This is a genomic window from Stenotrophomonas sp. GW821-FHT01H02A (assembly GCF_059422145.1).
Window position 1 is genome coordinate 163,902 of record NZ_JBWKWI010000010.1, and the last position, 22,344, is coordinate 186,245.

General features: G+C 62.5%; 18 protein-coding genes. 14 read left to right on the top strand and 4 right to left on the bottom strand.

The annotated features are described in order from the left end of the window. The first annotated feature begins 48 nt into the window (after nt 1–48). The 3 genes from AC07WC_RS15725 to AC07WC_RS15735 are packed head-to-tail and all read left to right on the top strand — an operon-like array spanning nt 49 to nt 9,674. Nucleotides 49–4,533 (top strand): tape measure protein, encoded by a 4,485-nt coding sequence (locus tag AC07WC_RS15725; protein ID WP_495210827.1) that lies wholly within the window; start codon nt 49–51, stop codon nt 4,531–4,533. 6 nt (nt 4,534–4,539) lie between these two features. Beyond that, entirely contained in the window at nt 4,540–9,423 is a 4,884-nt protein-coding gene (locus AC07WC_RS15730; RefSeq protein WP_495210828.1) for a hypothetical protein, read from the top strand. A 53-nt stretch (nt 9,424–9,476) separates the two neighbouring features. Then, the gene (locus AC07WC_RS15735) at nt 9,477–9,674 is read left to right on the top strand and encodes a hypothetical protein (RefSeq protein ID WP_495210829.1); all 198 of its coding nucleotides are present in this window, start codon (nt 9,477–9,479) and stop codon (nt 9,672–9,674) included. Here the strand turns inward: AC07WC_RS15735 and AC07WC_RS15740 are convergent, their stop codons facing one another. Next, the gene (locus AC07WC_RS15740) at nt 9,675–10,340 is read right to left on the bottom strand and encodes an SOS response-associated peptidase (protein ID WP_495210830.1); all 666 of its coding nucleotides are present in this window, start codon (nt 10,338–10,340) and stop codon (nt 9,675–9,677) included. It abuts the gene before it with no gap. Nucleotides 10,341–10,659: 319 nt separating this feature from the next. On the opposite strand from AC07WC_RS15740, the gene AC07WC_RS15745 reads away from it, so the two are divergent. From AC07WC_RS15745 to AC07WC_RS15785, 9 genes are all read left to right on the top strand, one after another. Beyond that, nucleotides 10,660–11,721, top strand: a complete 1,062-nt coding sequence (locus AC07WC_RS15745; RefSeq protein ID WP_495210831.1) for a hypothetical protein — start codon at nt 10,660–10,662, stop codon at nt 11,719–11,721. Continuing rightward, nucleotides 11,718–12,287 (top strand): hypothetical protein, encoded by a 570-nt coding sequence (locus AC07WC_RS15750; RefSeq protein ID WP_495210832.1) that lies wholly within the window; start codon nt 11,718–11,720, stop codon nt 12,285–12,287. Before AC07WC_RS15745 ends, AC07WC_RS15750 begins: the two co-directional genes overlap by 4 nt. A 291-nt stretch (nt 12,288–12,578) precedes the next feature. Then, the gene (locus tag AC07WC_RS15755) at nt 12,579–12,881 is read left to right on the top strand and encodes a hypothetical protein (protein ID WP_495210833.1); all 303 of its coding nucleotides are present in this window, start codon (nt 12,579–12,581) and stop codon (nt 12,879–12,881) included. Between the two features lie 61 nt (nt 12,882–12,942). After that, nucleotides 12,943–13,155, top strand: a complete 213-nt coding sequence (locus tag AC07WC_RS15760; protein WP_495210834.1) for a hypothetical protein — start codon at nt 12,943–12,945, stop codon at nt 13,153–13,155. 169 nt (nt 13,156–13,324) lie between these two features. Further along, nucleotides 13,325–13,864 carry a hypothetical protein gene (locus tag AC07WC_RS15765; protein WP_495210835.1) on the top strand — a complete coding sequence of 180 codons (540 nt, stop codon included), beginning with the start codon at nt 13,325–13,327 and terminating at the stop codon, nt 13,862–13,864. 485 nt (nt 13,865–14,349) lie between these two features. After that, nucleotides 14,350–15,243, top strand: coding sequence for a 30S ribosomal protein S6--L-glutamate ligase (gene rimK, locus AC07WC_RS15770; RefSeq protein ID WP_495210836.1), 894 nt, complete (start codon nt 14,350–14,352; stop codon nt 15,241–15,243). Nucleotides 15,244–15,517: 274 nt separating this feature from the next. Continuing rightward, nucleotides 15,518–15,970 carry a hypothetical protein gene (locus AC07WC_RS15775; RefSeq protein WP_495210837.1) on the top strand — a complete coding sequence of 151 codons (453 nt, stop codon included), beginning with the start codon at nt 15,518–15,520 and terminating at the stop codon, nt 15,968–15,970. Between the two features lie 139 nt (nt 15,971–16,109). Beyond that, the gene (locus tag AC07WC_RS15780; protein WP_017356179.1) at nt 16,110–16,787 is read left to right on the top strand and encodes a response regulator transcription factor; all 678 of its coding nucleotides are present in this window, start codon (nt 16,110–16,112) and stop codon (nt 16,785–16,787) included. Then, nucleotides 16,750–18,114 carry a sensor histidine kinase gene (locus AC07WC_RS15785; protein WP_495210838.1) on the top strand — a complete coding sequence of 455 codons (1,365 nt, stop codon included), beginning with the start codon at nt 16,750–16,752 and terminating at the stop codon, nt 18,112–18,114. Before AC07WC_RS15780 ends, AC07WC_RS15785 begins: the two co-directional genes overlap by 38 nt. Nucleotides 18,115–18,150: 36 nt before the next feature. On the opposite strand, the gene coaE is transcribed toward AC07WC_RS15785, so the two are convergent. From coaE to AC07WC_RS15800, 3 genes are read right to left on the bottom strand one after another with little or no spacing between them, the layout of a single operon-like run. Continuing rightward, the gene (gene coaE, locus AC07WC_RS15790) at nt 18,151–18,762 is read right to left on the bottom strand and encodes a dephospho-CoA kinase (RefSeq protein ID WP_495210839.1); all 612 of its coding nucleotides are present in this window, start codon (nt 18,760–18,762) and stop codon (nt 18,151–18,153) included. Nucleotides 18,763–18,772: 10 nt separating this feature from the next. Then, on the bottom strand, nt 18,773–19,636 hold the full coding sequence (locus AC07WC_RS15795; RefSeq protein ID WP_495210840.1) for a prepilin peptidase: 864 nt from the start codon (nt 19,634–19,636) through the stop codon (nt 18,773–18,775). A 7-nt stretch (nt 19,637–19,643) separates the two neighbouring features. Continuing rightward, on the bottom strand, nt 19,644–20,903 hold the full coding sequence (locus AC07WC_RS15800; protein ID WP_495210841.1) for a type II secretion system F family protein: 1,260 nt from the start codon (nt 20,901–20,903) through the stop codon (nt 19,644–19,646). 360 nt (nt 20,904–21,263) lie between these two features. Here AC07WC_RS15800 and AC07WC_RS15805 point away from each other — a divergent pair, with 360 nt between their 5' ends. Further along, nucleotides 21,264–21,701, top strand: coding sequence for a pilin (locus tag AC07WC_RS15805; RefSeq protein WP_495210842.1), 438 nt, complete (start codon nt 21,264–21,266; stop codon nt 21,699–21,701). A 157-nt stretch (nt 21,702–21,858) separates the two neighbouring features. Beyond that, nucleotides 21,859–22,338 carry a pilin gene (locus AC07WC_RS15810; protein WP_495210843.1) on the top strand — a complete coding sequence of 160 codons (480 nt, stop codon included), beginning with the start codon at nt 21,859–21,861 and terminating at the stop codon, nt 22,336–22,338. The last annotated feature ends 6 nt before the right edge of the window (nt 22,339–22,344 follow it).

A 22,344-nucleotide genomic window follows, 5' to 3' on the forward strand; every position in this document is an offset into this window, starting at 1 on the left:
CCGCTGTGACCAGGCCCGCCATGTGCGGGCCTTTTTTATGGACGGAATATGGCCCTTTACACCCTGACGGTTGACCTGCTCGCCGAAACGGGCAGCTTTGAGCGTGACTTGGGCAAGGCAGCTCGGGCATCTGATCGGTCGGCGCGGGCCATGCGGCAAATGCAGCGCGAGATGTCCGACAGCTTCGCTCAGGCGGCCCGCGACGCAAAGGTCTCTGTCACGAGCATAGATCTGAGCATGGCCACCTTGGCTAAAGGCTTCGGCGCGATCGGCGGTGGCGCTTTGCTCGGCAAGTTCATTTCCGAGACGGTGAACGCCCAGAACGAGCTGGCACAGCTGAACGCGGCTTTGAAGTCCACTGGACAGGCCGCTGGCTTCAACAGCAAGCAACTCGTCGAGATGGCTGACAAGATGGCCAAAGCGACGATTCACTCGTCGGGCGAGATCGTCAATGCGCAGACGCGGCTGCTGTCCTACACCGGCATCATCGGTGAGAACTTCCCTCGCGCGCTGCAGCTGGCGATCGATCAGTCGGTGCGTCTGGGCGAGAACATTACGCAGTCTGCTGAGACCGTCGGCAAGGCGCTGGAATACCCGGCCGAGGGTGTTTCTGCGCTGACCAAGCAAGGCTTCAAGTTCACCGCGCAGCAGAAGGACATGCTGGCGTCGCTGGAGGCGGCCGGACGGCTAGGCGAGGCGCAGGCCATCGTCATGGGAGTGATGGAGGAATCATACGAGGGAGCGGCCAAGGCGGCGCGGGAGACGCTCGGTGGCGCGCTCATCGGCTTGAAGGAGTCATTCAACGACCTTCTGGGTAGCCAGGCACAGAGCGGCGGGATCGCCGCGGCTACCGCAGCGGTCAACTCGTTTGCTGAGAACCTCAGCGTTGTGGCAGCGGCGGCGGTCCCGCTCGGCGTCGGCTTGGGCGTGTTCTACGCCGGCGGGAAGCTGACGAAGGGGCTTGCTGCCCTCAATACGCTTTGGGCGACCAACGCAGTCGTCGCCAATCGCGCGTCGGTTGGCATGATGGGGATGGTCCCAGCAACGGTTCGTCTCACCGCGGCACAGACCGCCGCCCGCGTCGCCGCGCAGGGATTGTCATCTGCCTACGCTGCCCTTGGAGGCCCGGTTGGCATCGCTGCTGCACTCGCCACCGCAGCGGCCGGTTGGTGGGTGATCCGCGAAAGCACCAAGGATGCCGAGGGAGCGCTCATCGATTTCAACGGAACGATGGACGACACCATCGAGAAGTTCCGCGAGCTCAACAAGCAGCAGCAGGCGGGCGAGATCCTGCGGTTGCAGAAGGAAATGCAAGCGGGCTACGACGCGATCGCCAGCGCGATTGATCGTATGTATGGCGTAGCGAACAGCGAGGTCGGTGGCATCCCCGCTCGTGAGTATGGAAAGCAGGTGCGCGCGCTGCGCGAGCAGTTGCAGGCCGGGAAGGTCAGCGCAGATCAATTCGCTGCTGAGCTCGCCAATGCCAACGCCAAACTCTTGGATGGTGCGCCCGCCGCCAAGCGAATTACCGACAGGTTCGTTGAGCAAACCGCATCAGCCGCCACGCTGGGCCTGAAGTACGAGCAGCAGAATCAGCTGCTCGGCACGTTCATCGGCACCAGCAATGACGCAGAACGGCAAACGGACGCAACCACCGCAGCATTGAATCGCCAGGCAGTGGCGTCCAAGGCCGCTTCTGATGGGATCGACCAGCACCTGAAGTCCCTGCAGTCCAGTATCGACGGCCAGCTCGTCAACCTGGTGCGCCTGAAGCAAGGCGCCGAGGCAGCGTTCATGGTCGACGTTGGCCAGAAGATCAACGCCGCCGGCGGCGCGGACAAGCTGAGCGCGGAACAGCGCGCTGAGTACAACAAACAGATCGCGCTGGGCTTGAACTTGATCCGCCAGACGGAGGCGGCGCAGAAGGCTGCTCAGGCCGCGAAGGCGGGCGACAAGGCGGCGATCAAAGAGCACAAGACGGCGACCGAGGCGCTTGAGCGCTATCGCCAGCAGGCTGAGCTGGCGGCGGCGGCGATGAATGGTCCGCTCGACGAGGCGATGGCAAAACACCTGCAGAACATGGCCGAGTACAACGCCGCGCTGGCCAAGGGCAACATCGCCCAGGCTGATGCCAACGTGCTGATGGCCCAAAGCGCAATGGAATACGCCAAGGTGGCGGCGGAGGTTGATCGGGCTATGGCCAGCCCTGAGGCCTTGCTGGCGACCATGGACGGCGAGTTGGCCATGCTGGGTAAGATCGGCCGTGCGCGCGAGCTCTACCGCCGGCAGCTGCTCAACGAGCGGGACATGCGGCAGGAACTGCAGAAGGCGGTCGAGGCCGCCGGCGGCAAGGAAGCCCTGGCACTAGCCAAGGGAGCGGCGAGCTACGAAGAATACGAGCGGTCGATGCTGGCCGCCGCTGATGCGTCTGCGGCGCTGTCGCTGCGGGTAGAAGAGGCAGCGGCCAACGTTGAGGCGTGGGCCAACGTGGTGATCTACGGTGTCGGCGATGCTGCCGATGCGATGGCGGACTTCGTTGCCGGTGGGCTGCGCGACTTCAACGGCCTGTGGGATGACCTGAAGGACGTGGCCAAGCAGGGACTGCGCGACCTCGCGCGCCAGCTGCTGCAGCAGAAGCTGGTGATCCCGATCCAGACCCAGATCGTCAATGGCCTGAGCGGTGGCCAGGGTGGGGGACTCAGCCTGCAGAGCCTGATGGGGCTTTTCGGAGGGAATGGAACCGCTGGCGGTGGCCAGAGTGCGGGTACAGTCGCCGGCTTGCTCTCGAAGGGGCAGGGGCTATTCGGCGCCGGCGCCGCATCTTCAGCAGGAGCTGGTGCCAACACTCTGATGGGCTTTGGCAACAACGTGGCCGCGTTCACGGGAGGCGGCACTGCCGCAGTTGGTGGGGCGGCCTCGGGCGCTGCGGGTGCGGCAACGGGTGCGTTGGGGGCGGTCGCGGCATTCGCGCCGTACGCTGCCCTGATCGCGATGGGCATGCAGATGGCCGGCAGTGCTTACAAGGACGGCTTCGGTCTTGAGCATCAGAACAAGATGGCCCTGCTGAATCGCGGGCATATTGCCTCCGCTGGCCTGCTTACGCCCGTCATGCTGGACAGCATGTCACTGGACGTCATCGGTCGGGCGTTGGGTATGAGCCGAAAGACCGCCGCGATCTTCTCTGGCAGCTCGCTGCTCGGCAAAGCCTTCGGGCGTAGCGCACCTAAGGTCACCGGCCAAGGCCTCACTGGCACCTACGGGTTCGATGGCCTGGACGGCCAGAGCTACGCGGACGTGAAGCAGAAGGGCGGCTGGTTCCGTAGTGACAAGAAGTGGACCCAATACGGCGAGTTGGATTCTGGCATCAATCGTACGTTCGACCTGGCAGCACAGCAGATCCGCGGTGCAACCTTGGGCTTGGGCAAGCAGATGGGTGTTGACCTGACTCAGCAGCTCGCCGGGGTGCGCGTCAGTCTGGGCAAGTTGCAGCTGTCAGCCGATTCTGCCGAGGCACAGCAGCAGCTGGAGTCTTACCTGGCCGACATGCAGAACCGCCTGTTCACCGAGGCAGTGCGTGCGGCCGGGTTCGGCAACCAACTCGACGGCTACTTTGAATCGGCCGACGTGTTCTCCGCGCTGAGCGCATCTATCGCGTTGGCCGTCGGCGATGCCGACGAGCTGGGTAGGGCGCTCAACAGCATGGAGATCGAGAAGGTCAACAAGGCGGTAGACTACTTCCAGGACTTGGCTGGCCTCGCCGGCACGGATCTGGCCACCCAGATCGAGAAGGTCACAGGGTTGCTGGGCAACTACGCCACGCTGATGGCCGACGTGTCCACGCAGCTGCTCACCGGCAACCTGACGCAGTACCAGTCGCAGGCGCTGACCATCGAGCGCACGTACCGCCAGCAGGTGAAGGCGGCCAATGACTACGCCAAGGCGCTCGGCTTGTCCGGCGCCAGGGCGGAAGACCTGGCCAAAATCGAGGCGCTGCGAGCGACCAACATGGGCAAGCTGCAGGCCCAGATCGATGCCGACAAGAAGGCCATGAAGTACGGGCTGTCGATCAGCGACCTGTCGCCGCTGACCGATCAGGAGAAGCTGCAGGAGACGATGCGGGAGTTGGAGCGCGCAGTGTCCGGCGGCGACAGCAGCGCGGCTCAGGCGGCCGCACAGGCCGCCCTGGGCTTCGGCCGCAACCTGTATGCCAGTGGCCAGGACTACAACAGCCTCTACGGCCAGGTCACCGGATTGATCGACAGCATGAAGGTGGGGAACCTCGACCTCGATGACGGAACCAGCATGGGCAAGCTGGCTGACGTAATCGAGGCGCTGCCGGACAACTTCAGCCGGGCGGTGTTCGACCTGGTGGTGGATGGGAAAGGCCAGGCCGAGACGACCACGGCCGTGCAGCAGGGCAATGCGCTGCTGACAGAGCAAAACCAGTTGCTCCGAAACCTCTTGGCGGTGACCACGCAAGGCGTGCGAACCAGCAGCAGCTCCGCGATGCGCGAAGCACTCAACGCAAGGTAATCCCCAATGCAGCAAAGGAAAATCACCCTGATCGATATCGGGGCGGGCGCGCTGCCGTCCGTCACACCGGTGACGGCACAGAACTCGTCCTGGTTCCCGACGGTGCATGTGTCGGCGGAGACTCCGCCGATTGAAGGTGTGACCCCCGAGCCGGTGGCCGACGGCGTCCTGATCGAGTGGGACGCTGTCGACCAAGCCGGGGTGGTCTACATCATCGAGCGCGGTCCGACTCAGGACGGCCCGTGGACAGAGATCCACCGCACCACCGAAACCCGCTACCTCTACAGCGATGGGAGCGGGCAGAAATGGTACTTCCGCATCACCGCATCGGTGCGCGGCAAGCCGGGGCAGGGCGCGGTGGTCGAGGCAACGCCGGCGCCGACCACTGCTCAGCTGGTCACAGCTCAGCAGAAGCTTGACAAGGAAATCGTGGACCGCTCGCTGGCTGACGCCAACGAGGCGGCTGCCCGTGCCCGCGATATCGGCTTGGTCAATGCTGGCCTGGTGCTGGAGGCGCAGACGCGCGTCACCCAGATCGGGCAAGCCATGGACGCGGTGGCGGCCGAGGGGCAGGCGCGGGCAACTGGGTTGCTGAACGAGAGGCTGGAACGCCAAGCGGAGATCACCGCTGTCAGCGAGTCGCAGCAGAACGGCTTTGACTCTCTGTCGCGCGCGCTGTCGGAGGTGGCCGCAGGTAGCGGGACACAGTTCGACAGCAAGGCGATCTGGCACTTTACGGCCTCGGTAGAGGGGTGGGGCAGCAACGGCGGAGCGCCGGCTCTCAATGATGGATGGCTCCGTCCGACCAACAACAGCGCATCCTATGCACAGTCGCCCGCTGCCTTGGGGATCGACGGCAACGCCTATCGGTTCATCAAGCTGCGCATGCGCAGGACCGGCAATCCGGTCTGGCTTGGCCTGGTCCGCTGGACGACGGAGGCTGATCAGGCGTGGGACGACGGGAAGTCGACAACAATCGCGCAGCCGGCGTTCGATGCTGCCGGCGTAGCCACCGTGGATATCAGCGATATTCCGTGGTCCGGTCCGTCGCCGATCCGACAGGTGCGTATCGCGCTCACCCGCGGTCAGAACATCAACGACTATGTCGAGTACGACTACATCGCCATCGGCCGGCCCGCTCCTGGTGCCAGCGTGGCGCTGGTTCAGGAGGAACGCCAAGCCCGAGTAACGGCACTGGCAGCTGAGGCCAACGAGCGCAACACGCTCGCCGTGCAGATGCGCGGCAACTACACCGGTAGTGATCTCACTCAGGCACAGGGTTTTGTGGGGGACGAGCGCGCCGCGCGAGTGGCGGCCGACAGTTCGCAGGTTCAGCGCATCAGCACAATGGAGGCACGGATGCCTGCGGGCGCAGGCCAGCTCGCAACCACTGCAACGGTCACTGCGCTACAGGAAGCGATGGTCGCCGCCGACCAAGCCAACGCCCAGGCCACAACGACCGTCAACAGCAAGCTGACCGGCTTGCGAATGACTGGGGACAACATCGTCCCCAACAGCAATTTCGCAACCGGTATGGAGTGGTGGACCCGGAACGTGGGGCCTGCCGGGAACAGTATCGAGTGGGGCGCCGCCACTGGTGACAGCAGTCCTGGAGTGGTGATTGGTCGAGGCTCGACCGCATCGTCTCCTTGGATCGCGCCCAATGAGGCTGCTTGGCAGCCTGTCAAGGCTCCTCGCAGGTTCAGGGCCATCTTCAAGGCCAAGGCGGTGGGGACGGGCGGCAATGTGCTGATGCGCCAGCACGTGCGCGATGCTGCGCTGGTCGAAGGCGTATCCGACGTGACTGTCGCGGTGACAAATACGGCATGGCAGCGCTACACCGTTGACTGGTCTGAGATTGGATCCACCCGCATCGAGGCGCGGTTCACCGCCTATGTGACGACGGTCGGTGCCACGGTTGCCTTCGATCGAATCGAGATCTACGACGTCACCGACCAAGCCGCGAATGAGCTGACCGCTGCCGGACTTCAGTCCATCAGCACCCGCACCTCTGTCATCGAGGGGACGCTGGTTGCGCAAGGTAATGCGCTGACCCAGGTTCAGGCAGACATTGCGGGGAAGGCCAGCAATGCCGCGCTGACCACTCTGGACAGCAAAGTCACCCAGCTCGGCAACACAGTGACCAGCCAGGGCACCGCGCTGACCAGCGTCAGCGCACAGCTGCTCGGTCAGGGGGAGGTGAAAAGCTTCCAGATCACGTCCAACAGTGGACTCAGCGGCTCGCCTTCGGGTGGTCCGCGGGGTTCCGGCGTGCGCAATGCAGCGGGCTCTCTCGTGGGGATGGCGGGGCGTGGGTTCGGGGTATGCCTGATCAACGGGGACAGCTCGGTCGGACCGCGAAACGGCTTCGATACCTACGCGGACGCGAATGCCAGCGGTCAGGCAATGGCGGACTTCATAGCAGCCATTCCCGAGAACCAGTACTTCATCGTCTACACCAGCGACAGCGTCGGCAATATCCAAGGCGCGTCTTCCGGTGCAGCGGCGCTGCGGGCTGCGTTGATTGACGCCGGAGGGTCGCCTGGCGCTGTCTCACTGGTCAACGGCGTGCGCATGTACATTCTTGTGGGGCGTCGCAAGCTCGGAGCATCCAGCGGTGCTGAACTTCTATGTCCGCCCGCGCCGTCTGGGCGACTGGACCAATGGTGTGAGTACACATTGCAGGTGCTGAACGGCGTGCCGATTGGCATGAATGACAAGCGGGCGATGTCCCAGGCATTGGATGCCACCGCAGCGGCCACCAGTACGCTGACCGGGAAGGTGACCGCGCTCGAGGGAACGACGACTTCCCAAGGAGAGGCGATTACGAGCGTCAATGCCGGCTTGGCACAAGCGAATCGCTCGGGCAGCAACATGGTGCTCGACGGCAGCTTCGAGGGTCGCGCCGTAGGCACAGCGATCCATTCCTGGGCAGTTGTGGCCCTGGGCGGCCGAACCGGGAGTAACGCACTGCAGGTGTCGTTCGCCTCCAACGTCCGCTCGGTGACCTTGCAGACGTACGACGTGATGCCCGATCGGGTTTACTACTGCGAAGCATGGGCAAAACGCATCGGCCCCGCCGCGGGAACCGTGCAGTTGCGATTCGCCACGAGTACCAATGGTGTGTCGCCTACGTATCCCAACTTTCAGAGCATCAGCCTGTCTTCGATCCCTGAGGACGGATGGGTGAAGGTGAGCGGATACATTCGCATCGCCGCCGGGAAGAATCAGGCCGTATTGCAACTGAACAGTGCGGCGGCCACTACGAGTGCGACGCAGCTACTCTGGGACGATTTCCTGTTGCAGGATGTGACGGAGGCATACGGCGCACAAAGCACCGCCGATGCTACCGCCAACGGACTGCAGGCCACGAACGCAACTGTTACTCAGCAAGGTGGGCTGATCACTTCTCTTGGCCAGCAGGTCACTCAGGTAGGGGCAAACGTCGCCAACAAGGCGGATGCCAGTGTGGTGGCGACGCTCACTGCGCGCGTCGACTCATCGATCCAGGGCGGCGGAAACATGCTTGCAAATGCGTCATTCAAGGATGGCGCTCGCGGATGGGTGTGGGAGTGGAACGATTCGGTGTTCTGGATTGATCCAGTCGTGAATCTGGAGAATCCTCGATACTGGCCTGCCGGCACCAACTCCATCGGCATTCGCGCGGTCAATTTCGCTAACCCACCTGCGGGGCAAACGCGGTATGGGTACGTGCGAAACCAGGTAGCCCTGGCCGCCGAGCCGGGCAAACGCTACTGCGCATCAGCATGGCTCAATCCGTTCCGATGCATTGGGCATGTCGTGCTGTATTTCTACGACGAGAATAGCCAGCTGATCCGCAATGACCACAGCGATCCGCTGCCTCCACAGAGTGCCCAGTTCCCGACGCTGGCAAGCTTGCCCCGAGTCTTCGTGTCGGGTGTAGCACCGCCCAACGCTCGAAAGGTCTGTGCCGGCTTTCTTGCTGCTGCAACCGGGCCGCAGCACACCAATCCGTATCTCTGGGCTGTTCAGCCGATGCTTGAGCAGATGCAGGAGGGTCAGAAGGGGCCATCCCCCTGGAGTGTCGGTGGCAGCGAGACGTTCGCGGGCTATGACCTGTTCGTCAGCGCGAACGGCCAGGTCGGTGGCCTTCAGATCAAGAACAACGGGAACGTCGTGTCATTCGACATCCTCGCCACCGTTCTACGCGTGCTTTCGCCGGACGGTGCGGTGGATGGGATGGAGGTGCGCGACGGCTACATTCGGACCTGGAAGGGCAACAGCCAGAGGATCATCGGTAATGGGTTCGGCGTCGGCGGTGAAGGCTTGATGGACTACTTCGGCCCCAACGTCGGCGCAGCTGCTGCAAGCAAGTCGAATGCGACTGTTTGGATGGACGTCAACGGCAACGCTTACTGGGGAGGGTCGCTAGCCGCGGGCGTCCTGCGCAACGCTGTCCAGTCGACCACCACCATCACGGTCGGTACGTCGGTCACAACGGGGATGTTCAGCACCAACGGTCGGAACAAGAGCGTCGTCATCAGCTTCTCGCGCAACCACAACCGACGGAAGTCTGCCTTCGGTAGTGACGGCTTTGTGGCCGGGGCAGGGGCCAACACCTGCACGGTGAATGTATATCGGACGATCAACGGTCAGGCCGAGCAGTTCTGGCAACAGTTCACCGCCGGCGGCGGCGTTCGGATCCTTAACGAGGTCGACGGCCCCGATGACGCAACCTCGACCTGGGCCGGCTCGATGACGATCAACGATAACGCGGACGGATCTGCGCAACGCAGCTACCGGGCCGAGATCGTCGGATTCACCGCCCAGGACGTGACCCACCAGTCGGGAAGCTTCAATCAACAGACGATCACGCAGAGCCTTTCTCTGGTGTCAGTCGAGCAGTAACCGCTGAAGCGGTGGCCAGCGTACCCCTGCCACCGCGCAACTTGGAGAGACCCATGAAATTTCGCGCAAAGCTGCAGATGAAGATGGAAACCGCCGACCAGCCAGGTGCGGTCACGCTCAACTTCGTGCCTGTCGATGCGGGCGTGCCGCAACTGAACTTGACGGTTTCGCCGGCAGACGCCGTCGCGCTGGCGGTGGGGAAGGTCTATGCCTTCACCGCGGTGGAAGATGCGAGCGAGGCCGCCGCCTGATCAGGCAACCTGGTCGAGCAGGGAAGGCTGGTTGTTTCGCGGCGTGTTGACCGCGCGGCTCACGCGATAGGCTTCCATGGCCGGCGGCTCGCTGGCCAGCAGCATGGCCATCGCGTCTTCTGGCTCGGCCGTCAGCCATTCATCGACCTGTCCGGCGGTCAGCCACACCGGCATGCGGTCGTGGATATCGGCCGACACCCCGCTGCTGTCGCCGGTGATGACGGTGAAGGTCCCGAGGCCGTCCGGGTCGAGCAGGGGGCTGGCGTCTTCCCACAGACCGGCCGCCAGCAGTGGCCCGGTCGCGTGAATGAACCACGGATCTTTCTTGCCGTCCTCGGCGTTGACCGACCACTCGTAGTACCCGGCCATGGGGATCAGGCAGCGGCGCTTCTTGAAGGCCGACCGGAAGGCGGGTTTGGTGGCCACCGTCTCGATCCGGGCATTGATAGTGGACCCCTGCAGCTTCTTGGCCTTGGCCCAGAAGGGGAGCAGACCCCACGACAGGCGGGTGACCTGCAGGCCGGTGCCTCGATCGAGGATCACGGACGCGCGCTGTGTCGGCGCCAGGTTGTAGCTCTCCGGGATCGACATGAGGTCGCCGACCAGCTGGGGGAAGCCCAGAGTGTCAGCGTTTCGGATCGGGGTCTGGACGAATCGGCCGCACATGGCACATGACTCTACGCAGGGGACGCCTGAGGGTTGCACACGAAGATGAACGGTTAGTGGTGACTTCTGGGGCAGCCAGAGAGAGCTAAAGATGTCGCTCCAGGGGGACGGGGCTCCGTGTCTACCAGGGGCGGCCGGTAGCCTGTCGCAGTGTGACTGGTCTGAGAAATGGTTGGCGCATCAATGACATAGGTTTTCGCTCGTGGGAGCCTCACTGGTTGATGCGCTCCCCGGAATTTATGCCGTGGGGCACCACACTCGAAATCCTCATCGATGGGTGAGATGATTCACTCATTCACATGGAAGGATGTATCAGGGCATGGCTGCAGCAAAAGCAGGCGCTTCGGCGCCAAAGAAGAGTGCGCCTAAGGTGGCGAAAGTTGTTAAAACGCCGCAAAGAAAGTCGACGATGCAGTACAAACGCGCCGATTTTACGCACCCGAAGACAACTGATCTTCAAGGCCTTGTTGCGGCAGCGGTCTCTAAGCTGGGAACGGTGCATAACCGTGAGCAAGTGAACTCTCTCGACGGAACTACAACTGTGTTGAGTGGGGTTCACATCTCAAACAGCATGCTTGTGGGAAAGTTGATGTTGTATACCCCTGGTCAACAGCAGAAATATTTGGAGCTCGATCCTGTTACGGGTGACTACCAGTTGGGGTCCGTCCCTGTCGCCTCTGGCGCTGCGGGTCCCCGCGAGTTCGTTGAGTCGATTCTTTACGTGGCGCTGTTCGAGAACCATGTAATGTTCTTAGGCAGTACATCACTGCGCTCATCTCATCTTGAGAAGCATCTCAACTGGCTGCTCAGAGAAGCTGAGGTTACTGCCTTAGGGAACTATCTTTTTCTCGCGGATCAGCAGTCTGAGTCTGCAGCCAATCGCGTCGCTCGCGCTCACGTGAAATCTATTGAGATCGGCGGCGAGGTAGAGTTCGAGGAAGTTGGACGGGTTCAAACGCTGCGGAAAACAAAAGATCGAGAGACTACACCTGGCTATAAGTTCCTCAAGCCTATCGGTCCGGTGGCAGACGCCGTTACTCAGATTTTTGGTCCGATATTCGCCGACGCTAGCCTTAAGGCGCCGTTGAAACAAAAAACTCACGTCGGCTTCAAGATGGTTCTGGACTATCGGAACCGCAAGAAGACCAAAGAGGGGTTGGAGCTCATGGACTCACTAGCCATCGCTGGACGCCATTTTGATGAAGACACGTGCGTGGTGAATCTAGAAGGCGGCGGCAAGTTAAAAGGGCAGGACATTAAGGTGTCGAAGCCAATGACTTTTGGAGCTCACGCTGATGGACGATTGATGGAGCCACAAGTTTGGATTGAGCTGAACCAATGGCTTGTGGGCGCGATTGAGGGGAAAGTGGTAGGGACATGATCGCCATGTATAGTCATCATTCTGAGGGTGCAGGCAAGAATTTTCTTGTTCTCGCGCTTGTTGTGCTCGTCGCTGGAGTTGTGGGCTGGTGCGTCTTCGCCAAAGTTCCTTTGCCTGAAGCGCGCAGTTTGATGGTTGCCTTGTGGCCTGTTTCAGCGATCGTGGCATCGTTGGTTACAGCTGTGTTGTATAAGCTCGTTTCGGATACGGCGGGCATAGGTAAGCTGTCTTGGCGTCAAAGATTTGAGCTGGATAAAATTGTCAAGAAGAAAGTCGCGAAGCTTTGGTCGATAGTGGCGGCCATCATCTTGCCGTTGATAGCGGCCCACGTTAGCGGCTTCTTCGGCGAAAGCCTGTGGGCCTCTCGGATGGTTGCTGGCGCGTTCGGCGTCGCCGCAGGTGCTCTGTTGAGTGCCGCGATGTATGTACCCTCCGTTTGGATAGATATCAGAGAGTTTATTGTTGAGTTGGATGTGGAGAAGGCGCATCTTGAGCGGACCAAGTCCAGCTTGGAACAGCTAAAGAAAGACGGTGCGCCGGATCTTCGACCGAAAAGCGAAGGGTGAAGCGTTCTTAGCCCTGGCTTCCTATGCCTGCCACCGGCTCAGTTGGTCGGGGCGCTCAGCACAGGCGTCAGTCGCTCGTGCTGAGCGACCACTGGGGCTTTTCTTAGTCGCATGTCAGATCAACCCGATGGCGTCGAATTCCTTTTGCCGGCAACATATCCCTGTCGGATCCGGGAGCCGCAGGCAGCTCAGCCCGGGTGCCGGGGCGCCTGAGCAGCGCCCCGCCGACCCCTTCGCAGGCCGGTTACGGCCAGTCGCGGAATCTGAGATCCCGGTCCGTATCCTGCGCGCATGCTTCCTCCCGACTTCCGATGGCGCTCGGTCGCCAGCCGCGCTGATGAACTCCCCGATGCCATCTACTGCGGCATGACGGAGGTGCTGCGGCTATCGCAGCGCGTGGACGATAAGGTCTGGTGGGTCGAGGTGGACCGTCATCTTGACGACCAGCACCGCGGCCGCCGGTTATGCACCAGCTACGAGCAGGGCGTGATCGGGTCTGAGCTGTGGGCGGTCAGGCATCAACAGCGCATTCGCCTCGAGATCGATCAGCGCGAAGTGGCCCGAGCGGCCCAGCGAAAGAACCGGACCTGGTAGGCAGTCAGCCGGCGTTGCCTCCGTATCGGCGCGTGCGACCGCCGGCGGCGACAGTGGTTCCATGGACCAAAATAGCATCGGCAAGGCGCGCTGGGCGCGCGCGAGGGCGGCTTCGCTATGGCAGCAGGCCGACGATCTGGACAGCATTCGCAGCGGTGACTGGCGGGCGAGGGCGACGCGTCGTCGTGGCGCTGATCGCCTCCGCGCCGAGGCCGCGCGGTTCGACGGTATCGCCAACCGGCTGCAGCCCTTGGACGACGACCAGGCCGCCTGATGGACTGACCCCAAACTGACCCCAGGCCATGGGTAAGTCATTGATTTCCGTAGGCCGCCAATGATCGCGGATGATCGGCTTAGTCGTTGTTTCTATTGATCTTCCGCGACCTTGACATGGTAGGGGTCAGCGGCGATTGTCGTATCTCCATACTTCGAAGGGGGACGGGATGGACACTGACCCGGATGAGGGAATTGCGAACGCGTTCGTGGCCAGCATCCTGGCCGCAGGCGCCGATAGGGGTTTTCGGTCGCTCGACGTGTTTGTGACGTGGTTCGTGGCCGGTACAGCGGCGGCGATGGGACTTGCAGCGGCCAACGCCGACAAGATCCAGTGGCTGATCGACACAGACCGCATAAGGGACGGGATGCCGTGGTTCGGTTTGGTTCTGGGCTTGGTGCTCATCTCCAAGTTCTTCGGTAGCCTCATCTGCACGATGGCTGGGGCGATGGAGGCGTCAGTAGGCGTGATGCGGCAGTTCGACGAAATCAGAGTGCCGGTCGTTGGCCTCGCAGCGTTTGAGGCCGCCCTTCATCGGGCTAGGCCTTGGCCCCTACGATTGCTCGCATGGATATGGAAGCTGTGCAATTGCGGGCGTAAGCCGAATTTGGGAAAGGTCGTGACCTGGCTGCTCCTTGGGAGCGGGTTGTTCGCTATGGGCGCGGCGGTCATCACGGTGTCGTTCTGGGTGCGGATTCTGGTCAGCTAAGGGGCCATTGCAAGTGTCTGGGACCGGCGATTCCCGCTCCGCAATCAGAGGAAGCACCCAAGAAAACACGGCGAAAATCGCCGCGTTCGCTGTCCGATTGCGGAGCGGTTTTGATGCTTAAGTTACTGAATTAACAATGAAAATCACGAGCTTCCCAAGCTACTGACGAGGGTTCGATTCCCTTCACCCGCTCCACTTCCACCTCTCAGTTCGCAACTGATTGACTGGGTTGAAGATTCAGACCGATTGATGATTCCGAGCGATGCCCCTTGAGGTATCAATCGAGGTATCAATCTTGCCCAAGCCCTTGATGATTTCGCGCTTAGCTGGCCTGTATGCGCGCTTCTTTGTGCCTACAGATCTGCGAGCCATTGTGGGCACGCGCTACCCTGTCCGTTCGCTCGGGGGGAACCCACCGGCCAACGTCATCGCGCCACCTCCGCCACACGCTATGCTTCGCGCTTTCCAGCCCCTGCGCACCCGCCATGAAACTGGCCATCCTCTCCCGCAACAGCAAGCTGTACTCCACGCGTCGCCTGGTGGAGGCCGCACGTGCGCGCGGCCATACCGTCCGCATCCTCGATCCGCTGCGCTGCTACATGCGCATCGCCGCCGACGGCTTCACCATGCATTACAAGGGTCGGCCGATCACCGGGGTGGACGCGGTCATCCCGCGCATCGGAGCCTCGGTCACCCGCTATGGGACGGCTGTACTGCGCCAGTTCGAGATGATGGGCGCGCGCACGCCCAACCCGTCCGATGCCATCCTGCGCGCGCGGGACAAGCTGCGCGCGCACCAGATCCTGGCCTCCAAGGGCATCGACATGCCGATCACGGTGTTCGGCGACAACCCGGACGACACGGTCGATCTGCTCTCGATGCTGGGCCGGCCGCCGCACGTGGTGAAGCTCAACGAGGGCACCCAGGGCCGCGGCGTGATCCTGACCGAAAAGGCCAGCGCCTCGCGCGGCATCGTGGAGGCGCTGCGCGGGTTGTATGCCAATTTCCTGATGCAGGAGTTCATCGGCGAGGCGCAGGGCGCCGACCTGCGCTGCCTGGTGGTGGGTGACCAGGTGGTCGGAGCAATGCAGCGGCAGGCGCCGGAGGGCGACTTCCGCTCCAACCTGCATGCCGGCGGCAGCGCCCGTGCGGCCAAGGCCAGCCGGGCCGAGCAGTTGGTCGCGGTGCGCTCGGCCAAGGCATTGGGCCTGGGCGTGGCCGGCGTCGACCTGATCCGCTCCAGCCGCGGCCCCCTGGTGCTGGAGGTCAATTCAACCCCCGGCCTGGAGGGCATCGAGGCGATCTGCCAGGCCGACCTCGCCGGACGCATCATTGATCATGTCGAATCTTTGAAAAAGCCAGTAAATACAAAGGGTTGATGTGTATTTGCAAGGTTGTGGACGGTCTTAACATCGGTTTAATCGGGCTGGGCGTAGGCTCTGTCGAACCGCAGCTCTGCCCTCCTCAGCAGGATCGGTAATCGGGAAACACCTTCAGGCCCAGGCGGAAACGCCTGGGCCTTTTTCCAGCTCCGGGGACGCTTCTTCCCCCTGCCATCGGTCCCTTGTTACCGCCCGTGTGGACTCGTAAAGTCAGCGCTTCGTTCATGGAAGGATGGGAGTTGTGAAAATGCGTCGATACACCGTATTGGTTATGGCCCTGCTTGCCGCGGGTGGCGCCTGGGCGGCATCCAGCGAAGAGACCGTGCGACTCAGTGCCGATGAACCGGCCGCCGCGCAGCTTGAGCGTGTGGAAACGGCCCTTGGCAGTGACAAGTACAGCGAGATGACCCTCGAGGACAAAAGCGCCGTCCAGCAGGCCATCGGCCGTATCCGGATGAAGATGGAAGGCCACGCCCGAGTCGATGAGCTCAATCCGCAGGCGCGCACTGCGGTGTTCAACGACCAGGAAGTGGTGAACAACCTGATGACCCGCGCCAAGGAAGACAGCCGGATGGTCTGCCGCCGCGAGCGCGTCACCGGCAGCAACATGCAGCAGAGTACCTGCCGTACGGTCGCCCAGCGCCGGCGCGACACCGAGGACAGCCGCAGGCTGCTGGACAACCAGCAGCGCGGCAACCAGACCATCAAAATCGGGGCGAAATGACGCGGGCATCGCATCGCCCGGTGTCTACTGTTAACAATCAAGCCTGTATCGTTCAGCAGGCAGCGCAAGGAAACCGATGCTGCGGCCACGCGCCGCAGCATCGTGGTCCAGGCCAATCCCTCATGAAACAGAGGTCACAGTGCGAATCCTTGTAATCGAAGACAACAGCGACATTGCCGCCAACCTGGGCGACTACCTCGAAGACCGCGGGCATACCGTGGACTTTGCAGCCGATGGCGTCACCGGCCTGCACCTGGCGGTCGTCCATGAGTTCGACGCGATCGTGCTGGACCTCAACCTGCCCGGCATGGACGGGATCGAGGTCTGTCGGAAGCTCCGCAACGAGGCGCGCAAGCAGACCCCGGTGCTGATGCTGACTGCCCGCGATTCCCTGGACAACAAACTGGCCGGCTTCGATTCCGGTGCCGATGACTATCTGATCAAGCCGTTCGCGCTGCAGGAAGTCGAAGTGCGTCTGAATGCGTTGTCGCGTCGCGGCAAGGGCGTGCAGACCCGGGTGCTGGAAACCGGTGATCTGGAGTACAATCTGGATACGCTGGAAGTGCGCCGTCAGGGCAAGCTGCTGCAGCTCAACCCGACCGCGCTGAAGATCCTGCAGGCGCTGATGGAGGCCGCACCGGCGGTCGTCACCCGCCAGGAGCTGGAAACCCGCGTCTGGGGCGAAGAGCTGCCCGATTCGGATTCCCTGCGCGTGCACATCCACGGCCTGCGCGCCGTGGTCGACAAGCCTTTCGAGGTTCCGTTGATCCAGACCCGCCATGGCATCGGATACCGCATCGCCGCACCGGAAGCCTGATCCGGTGACGGGGAAGGGGGAGCGCCGCCGCGCGCCGTACCGGCGCCGGCTGCGCAGCCGCATCATTGTCTCGTTCGTGCTGTTGGGCTTCTGCCTGACCACGCTGTTTGCGTTCGCCACCAACTGGACCCGCGCCCGCGTGGAGAACCAGCTGGTCGAAGATGTGATGAACCGCAACATCAACGAGTACGCCAAGCGGTTCGCGGCGGATCCCTCGCGCAGTCCCGATCTGCCGGTGCAGCAGATGTATGCGCGGCTGGTGCGCTCGGACAAGTTCGAAGCCCTGCGCCAGGAACAGCCGGACTGGTACGAGTTCAACGACGGCATCCATGGCGTGAGCGGCGTGGACGATGGCGGCAAGCCGTTTTCCTACAAGCTCGCCGTCCGGAAGACACCGGATGTGTGGTTTTTCCTCGCCTATGACATGACCGAGAGCATCCGTGGTGAGAGTCAGCTCAACCGCGCGCTGTTCTTCTCGGTCCTGGTGTTCAGTGTGTTGTCGCTGGTGCTGGGCTGGTGGTCCGCCTCCAAGGTGATGAAGCCGGTGTCCGATCTGGCCGCCCGCCTGCGCGCCTATCGCGGCGGCACCAGTGAGCCCGAGCCGCTGGCACCGCGTTTCCCTGACGATGAGGTCGGCCAGCTGGCGCAGGCGCTGGACGACTATTCCGCGCGGCTCACCGAAGTGGTGCAGCGCGACCGCGAGTTCAATGCCGACGTCAGCCACGAGCTGCGGACCCCGCTGGCCGTGATCCGTGGTGCCACCGAGCTGTTGCTGACCCGGCCGGACCTGGATGCCAAGGTGCTGCAGCGCCTGCAGCGTATCCAGCGTGCCGAGCAGCAGTGCACCGATCTGATCGGCGCGCTGCTGCTGCTTTCGCGCAACGAGCGCGGGCAGGGCAGCAGCAATGTTGCCCGGGTGTCCGAGCAGTTGCTGGAATCGCATCGCGCCCAGCTCGGCGGCAAGCCGCTGGAGCTGATCCTGGAAGGCAACCACGACCTGGTGATCGATGCGCCGGAATCGGCCCTGTCGGTCGCGCTGGGCAACCTGATCGGCAACGCCGTGAAGTACTCGAAGGAAGGCGCGGTGCGCGTCCGTGTCGGGGCCAACGCGGTCGAGGTGATCGACAGCGGCCCCGGTTTGAGCGAGGAAGATGCCGCCAAGCTGTTCCAGCGGGGTTACCGCGGTACCCACGCGGGTCACTCGCAGGGGGGCGGCATCGGCCTGTCCATCGTCAGCCGCCTGTGCGATCTCTACGGCTGGCAGGTCAATGTGCGACCAGGTGCCGGTCGCGGCGTGATCGCTACGCTGACCTTCTCCCCCGCGTAAAACGGTAGAGCCGACCGTTGGTCGGCTCCGCCAGGTCTACCGCGCCGCCAGATCCCGATAGGCCCGATCCAGCCGCTCCACATGCGCCTGCAGATGGTCCGGGTGACCATCATTGGCCACCACGTCATCGGCCAGGGCCAGGCGCGCCTCGCGGCTGGCCTGGGCGGCGATCATGCGGTCCGCCAGCGCGGCATCGATGCCATCGCGCTGCATCAGCCGGGCGTGCTGCACTGCCACCGGCACGTCCACCACCAGGATCCGGTCCAGCCACGGGTACTGCTGGCGGCCACCGGCCTCGGTGAGCAGGGGAATCGCCGCGATCGCATACGGCCCCTCCGCCTGCTCGCAGGTCTCGCGCAGCAGCTGCCGGATCGCCGGATGGGTGATCGCCTCCAGCGCCTGACGCTCCTGCGCGGACCCGAAGATGCGGGCCCGCAACGCGGCACGGTCGAGCTGGCCATCGGCCAGCAGAATGTCCTTGCCGAACTGGGCGGCGATCCGCGCCAGCCCTTCGCTGCCCGGTGCCACCACCGCGCGCGCGGCCAGGTCGGCGTCGGCCACGGTGATGCCCAGCGCCTCGAAGCGGCGGCTGACCTCGCTCTTGCCGGCGGCAATGCCGCCGGTCAGCCCAATGACGAAGCGGCTCATCGCACCGGCCTCAACGCAGGCCGGCGTAGCTCAGGTAGCCGTTGATCAACGGCTCGCCCCACATGAACACGATCCAGCCGGCGATGGCCAGGTACGGCCCGAACGGGATCGGCGTGGCACGGTCGCGGCCGCGCGAGTAGAGCCAGATCGAGCCGATGATGGCGCCCACGATGGACGACAGCAGGATGATCGGCAGGATGCCCTTGAGCCCGCACCAGGCGCCCAATGCGGCCAGCAGTTTGAAATCGCCGTGGCCCATGCCTTCCTTGCCGGTGATCTGCTTGAACAGCCACCACACCGACCACAGGGACAGATAGCCCGCCAGCGCACCCAGCAAGGCCGGTTTGGCCGGCATGTACAGGTTGTCGCTGGCCGCGATCAGGCCCAGCCACATCAACGGCAGGGTCAACTGATCCGGTAACAGCTGGGTACGCAGATCGATGCCGGACAGCGCCACCAGGAAGCAGCTCAGCACGATCGCGCCGAAGCCCTGCCAGCCGAAGCCGAACTGCCAGACGCTGGCCGCCACCAGCACCGCGGTCAGCAGCTCCACCAGCGGGTACTGGATCGAGATCGGGGCGTGGCAATGCCGGCACTTGCCGCGCAGGGCCAGCCAGCTGAACAGCGGGATGTTCTCGTACCAGGACAGCTTGTGCTTGCAGTGCGGGCAGTGCGAAGGCTCCACCACGATCCCGGGCGGTGGCGGCTCGTAGATGTCCGGTTCTTCCAGGACCTCGCGCGCATCGCGCTTCCACTCCCACTCCAGCCGCTTGGGCAGGCGCAGGATCACCACGTTGAGGAAACTGCCGATCAGCAGTCCCAGTCCGACCGCGGCGGGGTAGCCGAGACCGGGATGCTGGTCGAGAAATGCCATTGATTAATTATCCAACTACCGCGCCGAGTTTGAAGATGGGCAGGTACATGCCGATCACCATGCCGCCGACGATGGTACCAATGAACACCATGATCATCGGTTCCAGCAGGCTGCTCAGGGCGTCCACGGCATTGTTGACCTCCTGCTCATAATACTCGGCCACCTTGAACAGCATGGTGTCCAGTGCGCCGGCCTCTTCGCCGATGGCGGTCATCTGCACCACCATGTGCGGGAACAGATTGACCTGCTTCATCGCCATGTTGACCGGGTAGCCGACCGACACGTCATCGCGCATGCGCAGGACCTTTTCCTCGTAGACCTTGTTGCCGGTGGCGCCGGCGACGATGCCCAGCGCCTCCAACAGCGGCACGCCGGCCTTGAAGGTCACGGCCGTAGTCCGGGCGAAACGGGCGATCGCGCTGTTGTTCATGATCTGGCCGATGACCGGCACCTTGAGGATCCAGCGATCCATCGTGTGTTGCATTGTCGGCGAACGCTTGTAGGCGTAGATGAACCCGAAAATCGAGATCAGCACTACGCCGAGGAGTGCCCACCAGTACGACACCATGAAGCGCGACGCACTGACGATGATCTGGGTGAAAGCCGGCAGCTCAGCGCCGAAGCTGGAGAAAACTTCTTCAAACTGCGGAACAACGAATAGCAGCAGGATGGCGCTGACGATGATGGCCACGGCCACGATCATGGCGGGGTAGAACAAGGCCTTCCTGATCTTGCCCTTAAGACCCTCGATGTTCTCCTTATAGGTGGCAATTGTATCCAGTACGGTTTCGAGCACACCTGCGCCTTCACCTGCACGAACCAGGTTGCGGTAGAGCTCGTCGAACTGGATAGGATGACGGCTGATCGCCTCGTAAAGCGAAGAGCCACCCTCGATGTCCGTACGGACCGACTCGACGAGCTTCCTCATCCGCGGGTTCTTATGCCCGCTGCCAATGATTTCCAATGAGCTGACGATGGGTACGCCGGATTTCATCATGATCGCCATCTGGCGGCTGAAGAAGGCGATGTCCTTGGCGCCGACGGGAGAACCTGCCGACCCGAACAGTGGCTTGGGCTTGGCCTTCACCACGCTGGGCATGATCCCCTGTCTGCGCAGTTCCGCGCGCAGCAAGTTAGCGTTTTTGGCGGGCTGTTCGCCCTTCATCTTGATGCCGCGTTTGTCGGTCCCCTCCCAGACAAAAGGCTGCAATTCCGTGGTGCTGCGTGCCACGGGTTCTTTCTTGATCGCGCTACGACTGACAGACATACAGGGCTCCCCAGCCACACCATCCCCAGGCGGGCTATCTCGCCGCATGGTAGCCGGTTCCGGGGGGCGTTGGCAGTCCCGCCGAGCGCCCAGCTTGGGTAGCGACTCTGGACTAAGTGTGTCAAAAGGTGACGCAGCGGGTCACATTGCCGGATGCGTCGCAAATTGTTGTGCGGGGGGTTCCAATCCTGAAGATTGGTGCCATCATTGCGCCGGGGAATGCTGGGGAGCATTGCTGGCATTGTTGGCACGCAACCTGCTTCGATCCACCCGCACGGGCGCCCGCCTCGCTCACCCGGCTCGCCGGTCAGGCAACGGCCCAGTGCCCTATCTATTTTTCTACCTCTAGGGGATGTACTCATGAAGAAGCAGCAGGGCTTTACCCTGATCGAACTGATGATCGTTGTGGCGATCATCGCCATCCTGGCTGCCATCGCGCTGCCCGCTTACCAGGACTACACCGTGCGTGCCCGCGTTTCTGAGGGCCTAACGCTTGCTTCGGCAGCAAAGACTGTGGTTGCTGAGAATGCTAGCAACGGCAGCGCTGACTTGGCACTGGGCTACACCTTTGCCGCAGACGGCACCACCAATGTTGCGTCGATCGTAGTCGGCGAGAACGGTGCAATCGTCGTCACCATGACCGATAAGGCCAAGGACGTTGAGCTCACTCTTACTCCGCAGAGCGGCGGAGCCGACTTGGTGGCGGGTGTGGTGCCGGATGATGTGATCACCTGGACCTGCACCACCGACTCCGCGAACAACAAGTACGTTCCGTCGGAATGCCGCGCGGCTGGCTAATAGGGCCACTGTCGAGAGCGGTTCACTAGTGAGCTGCATGAGTTACTTGAAGCCCCTTCTCTATGGAAGGGGCTTCTTTGCTTTCTAGGCATTAGCACTACTCAGTCATCATGTGCTGGGGAGATGCACTTGGTCGCCGCTAGGGGGCGAGAGGTGCGTGAGTTTTGTGCTTGGCATGAAAAGTGCTTTGACTAAAAAGAGCTTGGGGAAGCCTTCAGGGGAAAGAATGAAGTCGCATAAAGGGTTTACATTGATTGAGTTGATGATTGTGGTCGCGATCATCGCGATACTGGCAGCCTTAGCGCTACCCGCCTATCAGGACTACACGATTCGGGCGAGGGTTACCGAGGCGTTGGTTGGCTTGGCAACATACAAGGCTGCAGTCACTGAGAACGTCGTCAACGATGCAGTGTTAGGTGAAGGTGCCTGTAACAACCTTGACTTGTCGGGAACTACGAAGAACGTCGAAGCCGTAAGTTGTATCGGAAACGGTATCTTGCAGATCAGCACGACTCCCGTGGCGGGCGAAGTCACACTCACTCTCACTCCTGCATTGAACTCTGAGAACATCCTTGAGTGGAAGTGCGAAGTTGCTCAAGGGAGACTGCGATATATTCCTGCGGAGTGCAGAAGCTAAAGCATG